Genomic DNA, 10,567 nt, shown 5'->3' with positions numbered 1-10,567 from the left:
GAATTTTGAACTTTTTCTTCAGCCCTTGTGCTCGACTAATTCGTAATGAACTCAGGAGCTTCAAGGGTTGTCTGTGCGCTCAATGTGCCCTGACAACGGAGGCGAATTATAGAGATCTTCTCGCTGCGCGCAACCCCTTTTTGGATCTTTTTCCAATAAATAGGATCGAACGAGTAAATTTCACCCAAAACGACCATTAATTGAACTCATTTTGTACGACATTGGCTAATCGTTCAAAAAACGAGCAAATAAGTCTGGCTAAGAGCACACATAAATGTAACATTAATAAAACATGGATGTTGCGCGCTGCAAGGACGCTCCAGCGCACTTTCATTAGGACTATCCTGAACTACTTATCCAGAACTAAAAACATAGACATAAAAAAACGGGGTCACAAGGACCCCGTTTTTTATGAATAAAGCCTAAACCTTATTCTTCAGCTGCTTCTACAACAGCTTCTTCTTCAACTTCTGGACGGTCAACTAACTCGACGTACGCCATAGGCGCTGTGTCACCAGTACGGAAACCACACTTCATAATACGTGTGTATCCACCTGGACGCTCTGAATAGCGTGGACCTAAATCGTTGAACAGCTTACCTACTACTTCTTTATCACGTGTACGTGCGAAAGCCAGACGGCGATTTGCAACGCTGTCTTCTTTTGCCAATGTGATCAAAGGCTCGATAACGCGGCGTAATTCTTTAGCTTTTGGCAACGTAGTTTTAATAACTTCGTGGCGCACTAAAGAACTAGCCATATTGCGGAACATCGCTTGACGATGACTGCTGTTACGGTTGAGTTGACGACCACTCTTACGATGGCGCATAACCTATACCCTTCTAAATAAAACTCTATACCAAGGTTATACCTGGTACGAACGATTAATCGTTGTCGATCAGGCTAGCCGGCGGCCAGTTTTCCAGGCGCATACCCAGAGACAGACCACGCGACGCCAAAACGTCTTTGATTTCAGTTAACGATTTCTTACCTAAGTTCGGAGTTTTTAACAGCTCCACTTCGGTACGTTGTACGAGGTCACCAATGTATTGAATCGCTTCTGCTTTCAGGCAGTTCGCTGAACGAACTGTCAGTTCCAAGTCATCGACTGGACGCAGCAAGATTGGATCGAATTCTGGTTTCTCTTCTTTCTCTTCTGGTTCACTCATGTCGCGTAGTTCGACAAAAGCTTCCAACTGTTCAGCCAGGATAGTCGCAGCACGACGGATAGCTTCTTCTGGATCTAGAGTACCATTGGTCTCCATATCGATCACAAGCTTGTCCAGGTCAGTGCGCTGTTCAACACGCGCTGAATCCACTGTATATGCGATACGCTCAACAGGGCTGAAAGAAGCATCAACCAGCAAGCGGCCGATTGGACGATCTTCATCCTCGTCATTATAACGAGTATTCGCAGGCACATAACCACGACCTTTCTCTACCTTGATTCGCATTGACACTTCAGTGTCGCCAGTCAAAGTACAGATAATGTGCTGTGGATTACAGACTTCAACGTCACCGTCAGTGGTGATGTCGCCTGCAAGTACAGGACCTGCGCCGGATTTAGTCAAGGTCAACGTAGCCTCGTTTTTGCCGTCCATTTTAACGGCAAGGCCTTTAAGGTTAAGCAGGATTTCAATAATGTCTTCCTGAATACCCTCTTTCGTGCTGTATTCATGCTGCACGCCGTCAATCTCAACTTCCGTGACCGCACAACCGGGCATCGAAGAGAGCAAAATACGACGCAGCGCATTTCCTAGCGTGTGACCAAATCCGCGCTCCAACGGCTCAAGGGTTACCTTGGCATGGTTGGCGCCGACTTGTTCAATATCTACTAACCTTGGTTTTAAAAATTCGGTTACAGAACCCTGCATTGTGTCCTCTCTTTATGCTTAAGCCTTACTTAGAGTAAAGCTCTACGATCAACTGTTCGTTAATTTCAGCAGATAAATCTGTACGCTCTGGAAGACGCTTAAAAGTCCCTTCCATTGCTTTATTATCTACTTCAACCCAAGTTGGCTTTTCACGTTGCTCTGCCAACTCAAGGGCCGCTGCAATTCGTGCCTGCTTTTTAGCTTTCTCACGAATGCTGACAACATCTTCTGGCTTCACGTTAAATGAAGGAATGTTGACCACTTGACCGTTAACGACTACAGCTTTATGGCTGACCAACTGACGCGCTTCCGCACGAGTTGTTGCAAAGCCCATACGGTACACAACATTGTCAAGACGCTGCTCAAGCAATTGCAGTAGGTTCTCACCTGTATTGCCTTTGATACGTGCAGCTTCCTTGTAGTAATTACGGAACTGCTTTTCTAACACGCCGAACATACGACGTACTTTTTGCTTTTCGCGTAACTGAACGCCGTAGTCAGACAGGCGACCGCGACGGGCACCGTGCTGACCAGGTGCAGTTTCTAACTTACACTTGGTGTCAATTGCGCGAACGCCGCTTTTCAGGAACAAATCGGTTCCTTCGCGACGACTCAGTTTGAGTTTTGGACCCAAATATCTAGCCATCTTCTTTCTCCAACTATCGTTTCACGCCAATTAAACGCGACGTTTCTTAGGCGGACGACAACCGTTGTGAGGAATCGGTGTCACGTCAGTAATGTTAGTGATTTTATAACCAACAGCGTTCAGAGCACGAATCGATGATTCACGACCTGGACCTGGGCCCTTCACAAACACTTCTAAATTCTTAACGCCGTATTCCTTCGCCATTTCACCAGCACGTTCCGCAGCTACCTGAGCAGCAAACGGTGTAGATTTACGCGAACCACGGAAGCCTGAGCCACCTGAGGTTGCCCACGACAGAGCGTTGCCCTGACGATCGGTAATAGTGATAATGGTGTTATTGAAAGAAGCATGGATATGAGCCATGCCATCGGCGACTTGCTTTTTAACGCGTTTCCGAGAACGAGTAGGTTGCTTAGCCATTGCTCAATTCCCCCTTATTTACGGATTGGTTTACGCGGACCTTTACGAGTACGAGCGTTTGTTTTAGTACGCTGTCCACGAAGAGGTAAGCTACGACGATGACGAAGGCCACGGTAACAACCGAGGTCCATCAAACGCTTGATATTCATAGAAACTTCACGACGTAAATCGCCTTCTACAGAGTAGACGGCAACAGCTTCACGAAGTTGATCCAGTTGTTCTTCTGACAAAGAACCAATTTTAGTGGTTTCTGCGATACCAGTCGTTGCAAGGATTGCCTTCGAACGAGTACGGCCTACACCGTAAATCGAAGTCAATGCAATGACTGCATGCTTATTGTCAGGGACGTTAATGCCAGCGATACGGGCCACTAACACATCTCCTATAGTTAAAGGGTCATCGGGTAAAAAGCCCGTTAGGATACTCAACCGATTGACTCAATGCAAATAAAAACCGAGCCCAGTGCCATTAGGCACTGGACCGATTCACTTACTTAACCCTGCCGTTGCTTATGCTTAGGGTCACTGCAGATTACACGTACAACACCGTTGCGACGGATAACCTTACAGTTACGGCAGATCTTCTTAACGGAAGCACGAACTTTCATTGCTACTCTCCGTAACGCGCGAACTTATCGGCCGTAGCCTTTAAGGTTCGCTTTCTTCAGCACAGACTCATATTGATGAGACATCATGTGAGTTTGTACCTGTGCCATGAAATCCATGATCACGATGACGATAATCAGCAAAGATGTACCGCCGAAGTAGAACTGAACGTTCCACGCAATCATCATGAATTCAGGAACCAAACAAATAAAGGTAATGTACAACGCACCTGCGAGTGTCAGACGAGTCATTACTTTATCGATATAACGCGAGGTTTGCTCACCTGGGCGAATACCCGGAATGAACGCACCAGACTTCTTCAGGTTATCTGCTGTATCGCGAGGGTTAAATACCAACGCAGTATAGAAGAAACAGAAAAAGATGATCGCGGCTGCATATAGCATCACGTAAAGCGGTTGTCCAGGTGATAGCGTTAAGGCTACTTCCTGAAGAATATTCGCAATACCAGTGTCACCCTGTCCAAACCAGGTCGCTATTGTACCTGGAAACAGAATAATACTCGATGCAAAAATTGGCGGAATTACACCAGCCATATTCACTTTAAGCGGCAGATGCGAGCTTTGTGCGGCAAAAACCTTACGGCCTTGCTGGCGTTTCGCATAGTTTACCACAATGCGACGCTGTCCGCGCTCAACAAATACTACAAAATAAGTGATGGCCAGAATAATTACGGCAATTAAAAACAGCAGTAAGACATTCAAATCGCCTTGACGTGCCTGCTCAATCGTTTGACCGATAGCAGACGGCAGGCCAGCGACAATCCCGGCAAAGATGATAATTGAGATACCGTTTCCAATCCCACGCTCGGTAATCTGTTCACCTAACCACATTAAGAACATGGTACCAGTAACCAGAGAAACAACCGCAGTAAAGTAAAACGCAAAACCCGGATCAATAACCAAACCTGGCATCAGGTTTGGTAAACCGGTCGCGATACCAATTGACTGGAACGTAGCAAGTACTAACGTACCCCAACGCGTATACTGACTGATCTTACGTCGTCCAGCTTCGCCCTCTTTCTTAAGCTCTGCCAACTTTGGATGAACCACAGTTAACAGCTGCATAATAATCGAGGCCGAAATGTACGGCATAATTCCCAACGCGAGTATGGAAGCTCGCTCCAGAGCACCACCAGAGAACATGTTAAACATGGCCACGATGGTGTCCTGTTGCTGGGAAAAGAGTTCAGCCAGAACGGCGGCATCTATACCAGGAATAGGCACAAAAGAGCCAGCACGGAACACGATGATCGCACCGAGCACGAATAGCAAACGCGATTTGAGCTCAGACAAGCCGCCCTTTGCGCTGGAGTTCTCCAATCCTGGTTTAGCCATTTATCTCTTATCCTTCGATTTTACCGCCGGCCGCTTCGATAGCTTCGCGCGCGCCTTTAGTTACCTTTACACCCTGAACAGTGATAGCACGATTGATTTCGCCAGACTTAACCACTTTCACGAACTGAATGTTCTTTTTGATTAAACCTAGTTCTTTCAACGTTGCTACAGAAGCAGTATCACCGTTCACTTTCGCCAGCTCTGCCAGAGTTACTTCAGCAGTTACCATCGCTTTACGCGAGGTAAAACCGAACTTCGGCAGACGACGTTGAATTGGCATTTGGCCGCCTTCAAAACCTGGTTTCACGCTGCCACCTGAGCGAGACTTTTGTCCCTTGTGACCACGACCACCAGTTTTACCCAGGCCAGAACCAATACCGCGACCTACACGCTTCTTAGAGGTTTTCGCGCCTGGTGCAGGAGTCAATGAATTCAAGAACATATCTTAACCCTCCACCTTAACCATGTAATTTACCTGGTTAATCATACCGCGAACTGAAACTGTATCTTCCAGCTCAACAGTGTGATTAATGCGACGTAAACCTAAACCGCGAAGAGTCGCTTTGTGCTTAGGCAAACGCCCAATTGCACTTTTAGTTTGGGTTACTTTAACTGTCTTTTTAGCCATTGTTCACTTACCCCACAATTGAACCAACAGGCAGTCCACGTTTCGCAGCAATCTGCTCTGGAGAATTCATAGCTTCCAGGGCTTTGATCGTAGCGCGGACTACGTTGATCGGGTTGGTTGAGCCGTATGCCTTAGACAATACGTTGTGAACACCAGCCACTTCGAGTACTGCACGCATCGCACCACCGGCGATGATACCAGTACCTTCGGAGGCAGGCTTCATAAATACCTGCGAACCAGAGTGACGGCCTTTAACAGGATGCTGAAGGGTGTCCCCATTCAACTGCACAGTCACCATGTTGCGACGTGCTTTTTCCATAGCTTTCTGGATAGCGGCAGGAACTTCACGTGCCTTACCGTAACCGAAACCTACTTTACCCTGACCATCTCCGACCACAGTTAATGCGGTGAAACTGAAAATGCGACCACCTTTAACCACTTTTGATACGCGGTTAACTGTGATCAACTTTTCCATGAACTCACCGTTTTGAGCTTCTACATTTGCCATGTTCGTCTCCTAGAACTGAAGTCCTGCTTCACGGGCAGCATCTGCCAGTGCAGCAACGCGACCGTGGTACTTGAACCCGCTACGGTCAAAAGATACAGACTCAACGCCTTTCTCTTTTGCCCGCTCAGCAATGGCTTTACCCACTGCTTTAGCTGCTTCAACATTACCGGTTTTGCCAACGCCTTCGGCGATAGCTTTTTCAACCGTTGAAGCGGCCGCAAGTACTTCAGAACCATTTGGTGCAATCAGCTGTGCGTAAATGTGCCGTGGGGTACGGTGAACCACAAGGCGCATTGCACCCAACTCTTGAATCTTTTTACGAGCGCGAGTGGCGCGACGTAAGCGAGCTGTTCTCTTGTCCATCGTCCTACCCTACTTTTTCTTGGCTTCTTTACGACGCACATGCTCATCGGCATAACGTACACCTTTGCCTTTATAAGGCTCTGGTTTCCGATATGCGCGAATGTTAGCGGCAACCTGGCCAACTAACTGCTTGTCTGCGCCTTTCACTACGATCTCAGTCTGAGTCGGACATTCCACAGTAATACCCTCTGGAACTTCGTACTCGACCGGATGTGAGAAGCCTAAATTTAGGTTTAATTTCTTACCCTGTGCTTGTGCGCGGTAACCGACACCTTGCAGTAAAAGCTTGCGCTCATACCCTTGGGCGACACCTTGCACCATGTTGTTCAACACTGCACGAGCGGTACCAGCTTGTGCCCAACCATTTGCAAAACCATCGCGTGGAGCGAAAGTCAGCTGCTGGTCAGCACTGGTTACTTCAACAGCGTCGTTAACAACGCGGGTCAATGACCCTTTAGCACCTTTAATGGTTACTTCCTGGCCCTGTAACGTAACTTCTACGCCAGCAGGAATAGCGACAGGTGCTTTAGCAACGCGTGACATATCCTACCTCCCCGTTACGCTACATAACCGATGATTTCGCCACCAAGACCCGATTTACGGGCGGCGCGATCGGTCATTAAGCCTTTAGAAGTTGAAACCACAGCAACGCCTAAACCACCCATAACTGATGGTAAATCGTTGCGCTTTTTATAGATACGCAGACCAGGACGGCTAACACGTTGAATTGACTCGATGACAGGTTTGCCTTCGAAATACTTCAATTCAATAGTCAGCTCAGGCTTAGCGCCTTCTGCTACGTCGAAGCCAGTGATGTAGCCTTCTTCTTGCAATACTTTGGCAATCGCCTGTTTTTGCTTAGAAGCTGGCATGGTCACGGCGACCTTGTTCGCACCTTGCGCGTTGCGAATGCGAGTGAACATATCCGCAATTGGATCTTGCATGCTCATATTTGCTATCTCCCGTGATTCGTGGCTTACCAGCTAGCTTTTTTCAAGCCAGGGATTTCACCGCGCATTGCTTTCTCACGTACCTTGATCCGGCTCATGCCGAATTTACGAAGGAAACCGTGAGGACGACCAGTCACATTACAGCGATTACGCTGACGTGCACGACTGGAATCACGAGGAAGCTTTTGTAGCTCTAGAACCGCTTCCCAACGTTGCTCGTCTGATGATGAAGGATCAGAAATAACTGCCTTCAGTGCGCTGCGCTTCTCTGCGTATTTCGCTACAAGCTTGGTACGCTTGAGCTCCCGCATTTTCATTGAAACTTTTGCCATAACTCTACACCTTACTCTTGAATGGGAAGCCAAATGCAGCCAGCAGTGCGCGTGCTACTTCATCATTCCCAGCATTAGTGGTGATAGTGATGTCCAAACCTCGAACCTTGTCGACCTTGTCGTAGTCAACTTCAGGGAAGATGATTTGTTCACGGACACCCATGCTGTAGTTACCACGGCCATCGAACGACTTAGCGTTCAGACCACGGAAGTCACGAATACGAGGAATTGCGATTGAAATCAAACGCTGCAGGAAATCCCACATTCTCTCGCCACGTAGAGTTACTTTACAGCCAATCGGAAAGCCTTCACGGATTTTGAAGCCAGCAACAGATTTACGAGCAACAGTGCGAACTGGTTTTTGGCCTGCAATGGCCTCCAGGTCACTTACTGCGTTATCGAGAACCTTTTTGTCGGTTAACGCTTCACCAACACCCATATTTAGGGTGATTTTTTCAATCCGAGGGACTTGCATGACGCTGTCGTAGCCGAACTGTTTCATCAGCTCAGGAACTACAGTCTCTCTATAATGTTCATGCAGTTTCGCCATCGTATACTCCAATGTTTAGTTAAATGATTTCATTGTTAGATTTGAAAACGCGAGATTTTTTACCGTCTTCAATCTTGAAACCAACACGATCTGCTTTTTCAGTCGCTGGATTAAAAATCGCTACGTTAGAAACATGAATGGAGGCTTCTTTTTCAATAATGCCACCAGCCTGGTTCAGAGCCGGATTTGGCTTCTGATGTTTCTTGATCAGGTTTACACCTTCAACGATTACACGATCCTTCTCGGCTAAGACAGACAGCACTTTACCGCGCTTGCCTTTATCTTTACCGGCCAGGACTACCACTTCGTCATCACGTTTAATTTTTGCCGCCATTGTTTACTCCTTACAGTACTTCCGGCGCCAGTGAAACAATCTTCATGAACTGCTCAGAGCGTAGTTCACGAGTCACTGGTCCAAAGATACGAGTACCAATTGGCTGCTCATTTGCATTAAGCAAAACAGCCGCGTTGCGGTCAAAACGGATAACAGAGCCGTCTTGACGACGGACGCCTTTCCGGGTGCGTACGACCACCGCGTTTACTACATCGCCTTTCTTCACCTTACCGCGAGGAATTGCTTCCTTAACAGTAACTTTGATGATGTCGCCAATGTTAGCGTAACGGCGGTGCGAACCACCTAGAACCTTAATACATTGTACGCTACGCGCGCCGGAGTTATCGGCAACGTCCAGCATAGTTTGCATTTGGATCATCTCAGTGCTCCGCTTGAGTTAAATTACAGGCCCAAATTGGACCCTCTCCCACATCCTTACTCTGCTTTTTAACGAGCATTATAAAGACGTCCCCATATTAAAAGGGCGGCGAATTGTAACAGAAAAAAAAGCCAGGGAATAGGGCTGAAGGGAATTAAAATAATAACTGGGCCAAACCGTTGCGGCCCAGTCCAAGGCAAGGAGTCTTGCCTGTCGCGTAGTGTACTACAAATTAGAAGTAGTAGCCAAAATTGATGTTAAAACGAGTATTCCAACCAGTGTCTTCACCCGCTATCGAACCATTCGCGAAGGGTTGATTTTTTGCGCTGACTAAATCGAAGTAGGTATAAATACCGCCGGCAGCAACCGCCATTCCCGCTACATTCATCACGGTGTCTTCCTGATAGCCACGTTTGTCAGTGATCAGGCTGGTATTGTTATAGAACTGGAGTGACTCAACCGGACCAAAATCGACCGGATAATTGTAGGCTACATTGGCGGTGTATAGGTTCGAGCGGGTCGGAATGGTATCAAAGTAGGCGTAGGCACCCACCACCACGCCTTCGTTTTCTATATCAAGGTCATAGTCATAATGAGTCCATTGACCATGAAATTCCCAGCGCCCAGTGCTATACGCAGCATGCAGCCCCAAGGCCTGCTTGCTACCCACTGAATCAAGGCCATCGTCGATATCGCCATACTGACCCGATACACCAATTTCGAGTTCGTCGTCACCGAATGAAAACTTGCGGGCAATGCGGGTAATAAAGGTATTGTTTTCGCTGGCAGTACGCTCAGGCTCGGCGTAAATATCCTCACCCGGCAGGCGAATTCCACTGACATTGTAGTTGTAGCTGTCCGCGCGGCTGCGCACATCGCCGGTGCTGCCACCAAGGTCATCGTTGAGGATCAGGGCAAAATCGAGATCCCAGTCATCGCTACGCTTGGTAAATTTTATCCCGGTACCAGGGTTATCTTCAAAACCAATATAAAAGTTCGAACTAAAGAAGTAGCTATGGGAATTGTAGGGCATCACACCCCAGGGCTGGATGACCACCCCAACCTGGCCCTGCCACTCGTCCGTAAAGTTATAGCCAAAATAGGCATGACGCAGCGCGTCCATGTACTCAAACCAACGATACTCGGCGGACAGAATAGCGCCGTTCATTTCGCCATCGAAATTGAGGCGGAACAAGTCAAACTGCATATCGCCGCCGCGATTTTTCTGACCTTCATCGTAATCAGCCAGCACGTACTGGAAACGCACCGCGCCACCAAACTGAATACCGTTACTGTCATCGTCCCGCGCAGTGACGGTCTCAGCAACCTCTTCATTCTCGCGCTGAGTCTCGCGTAAATCGCGTCTGGCTATGGCCAGTTCCTCTTCCAGCTCACTCAATCGCTGCTCCAGTGACTGCAGACGCTGTTCTTCTCTATCGGACGCAGGGTTTTGCTGCGCTGCGACCGAGGTACTCATTAAGCCACAGGCAATCGCTATTGGAATCACTTTCAACACTGTGTTGGCAGGCATCCTTACTCTCCGTTTTGCTATTATGTAGCCCAAGTATAGTTACCTTTAACTTCTTAACAATGTGAGTTAAATCAAACGGATAAAAAAACGGCC

Annotated in this window: 18 protein-coding genes; all 18 read right to left on the bottom strand. The window is 47.7% G+C overall.

Annotated elements, in window-relative coordinates; translation table 11 throughout:
* Nucleotides 1-429: 429 nt before the first annotated feature.
* Nucleotides 430-828, bottom strand: a complete 399-nt coding sequence (rplQ, locus tag CWE14_RS13785; protein ID WP_126789379.1) for a 50S ribosomal protein L17 — start codon at nt 826-828, stop codon at nt 430-432.
* A 55-nt stretch (nt 829-883) separates the two neighbouring features.
* Nucleotides 884-1,873, bottom strand: coding sequence for a DNA-directed RNA polymerase subunit alpha (locus tag CWE14_RS13780; protein WP_126799892.1), 990 nt, complete (start codon nt 1,871-1,873; stop codon nt 884-886).
* A 25-nt stretch (nt 1,874-1,898) separates the two neighbouring features.
* Complete coding sequence (gene rpsD / locus CWE14_RS13775; RefSeq protein WP_126789377.1) at nt 1,899-2,519, bottom strand: 30S ribosomal protein S4; 621 nt, start codon at nt 2,517-2,519, stop codon at nt 1,899-1,901.
* A 30-nt stretch (nt 2,520-2,549) separates the two neighbouring features.
* A complete protein-coding gene (gene rpsK / locus CWE14_RS13770; RefSeq protein ID WP_126789376.1) occupies nt 2,550-2,939 on the bottom strand; it encodes a 30S ribosomal protein S11 in 390 nt (129 codons plus the stop codon).
* Between the two features lie 14 nt (nt 2,940-2,953).
* Entirely contained in the window at nt 2,954-3,310 is a 357-nt protein-coding gene (gene rpsM / locus CWE14_RS13765) for a 30S ribosomal protein S13 (protein WP_126789375.1), read from the bottom strand.
* A gap of 122 nt (nt 3,311-3,432) precedes the next feature.
* A complete protein-coding gene (gene rpmJ, locus CWE14_RS13760; RefSeq protein WP_111570027.1) occupies nt 3,433-3,546 on the bottom strand; it encodes a 50S ribosomal protein L36 in 114 nt (37 codons plus the stop codon).
* A gap of 24 nt (nt 3,547-3,570) precedes the next feature.
* Entirely contained in the window at nt 3,571-4,899 is a 1,329-nt protein-coding gene (gene secY / locus CWE14_RS13755; protein WP_126789374.1) for a preprotein translocase subunit SecY, read from the bottom strand.
* 7 nt (nt 4,900-4,906) lie between these two features.
* Nucleotides 4,907-5,341 carry a 50S ribosomal protein L15 gene (gene rplO, locus CWE14_RS13750; RefSeq protein ID WP_126799891.1) on the bottom strand — a complete coding sequence of 145 codons (435 nt, stop codon included), beginning with the start codon at nt 5,339-5,341 and terminating at the stop codon, nt 4,907-4,909.
* Nucleotides 5,342-5,344: 3 nt separating this feature from the next.
* Complete coding sequence (gene rpmD, locus CWE14_RS13745) at nt 5,345-5,527, bottom strand: 50S ribosomal protein L30 (protein WP_126789372.1); 183 nt, start codon at nt 5,525-5,527, stop codon at nt 5,345-5,347.
* A 7-nt stretch (nt 5,528-5,534) separates the two neighbouring features.
* On the bottom strand, nt 5,535-6,035 hold the full coding sequence (rpsE, locus tag CWE14_RS13740; protein ID WP_126789371.1) for a 30S ribosomal protein S5: 501 nt from the start codon (nt 6,033-6,035) through the stop codon (nt 5,535-5,537).
* Nucleotides 6,036-6,044: 9 nt separating this feature from the next.
* Complete coding sequence (gene rplR, locus CWE14_RS13735; RefSeq protein WP_126789370.1) at nt 6,045-6,398, bottom strand: 50S ribosomal protein L18; 354 nt, start codon at nt 6,396-6,398, stop codon at nt 6,045-6,047.
* Nucleotides 6,399-6,407: 9 nt separating this feature from the next.
* Nucleotides 6,408-6,941 (bottom strand): 50S ribosomal protein L6, encoded by a 534-nt coding sequence (gene rplF / locus CWE14_RS13730; protein WP_126799890.1) that lies wholly within the window; start codon nt 6,939-6,941, stop codon nt 6,408-6,410.
* A gap of 14 nt (nt 6,942-6,955) precedes the next feature.
* Complete coding sequence (gene rpsH, locus CWE14_RS13725) at nt 6,956-7,348, bottom strand: 30S ribosomal protein S8 (RefSeq protein ID WP_126789368.1); 393 nt, start codon at nt 7,346-7,348, stop codon at nt 6,956-6,958.
* Nucleotides 7,349-7,374: 26 nt separating this feature from the next.
* Nucleotides 7,375-7,680: a 30S ribosomal protein S14 gene (rpsN, locus tag CWE14_RS13720; protein ID WP_126789367.1), complete on the bottom strand. Its 306-nt coding sequence runs from the start codon at nt 7,678-7,680 to the stop codon at nt 7,375-7,377.
* Nucleotides 7,681-7,684: 4 nt separating this feature from the next.
* Nucleotides 7,685-8,230, bottom strand: coding sequence for a 50S ribosomal protein L5 (gene rplE / locus CWE14_RS13715; protein ID WP_126799889.1), 546 nt, complete (start codon nt 8,228-8,230; stop codon nt 7,685-7,687).
* A gap of 19 nt (nt 8,231-8,249) precedes the next feature.
* Nucleotides 8,250-8,564, bottom strand: coding sequence for a 50S ribosomal protein L24 (gene rplX, locus CWE14_RS13710; protein ID WP_126799888.1), 315 nt, complete (start codon nt 8,562-8,564; stop codon nt 8,250-8,252).
* A gap of 10 nt (nt 8,565-8,574) precedes the next feature.
* Nucleotides 8,575-8,943 carry a 50S ribosomal protein L14 gene (rplN, locus tag CWE14_RS13705; RefSeq protein WP_126789364.1) on the bottom strand — a complete coding sequence of 123 codons (369 nt, stop codon included), beginning with the start codon at nt 8,941-8,943 and terminating at the stop codon, nt 8,575-8,577.
* Nucleotides 8,944-9,175: 232 nt separating this feature from the next.
* Nucleotides 9,176-10,474: a carbohydrate porin gene (locus tag CWE14_RS13700; RefSeq protein WP_241972420.1), complete on the bottom strand. Its 1,299-nt coding sequence runs from the start codon at nt 10,472-10,474 to the stop codon at nt 9,176-9,178.
* Nucleotides 10,475-10,567: the final 93 nt, after the last annotated feature.

Source organism: Aliidiomarina soli, assembly GCF_003986975.1.
Classification (GTDB): Bacteria; Pseudomonadota; Gammaproteobacteria; order Enterobacterales; family Alteromonadaceae; genus Aliidiomarina; species Aliidiomarina soli.
Note: the sequence above shows the minus strand (reverse complement) of the source record. Positions and strands in the feature narration are given on the sequence as shown.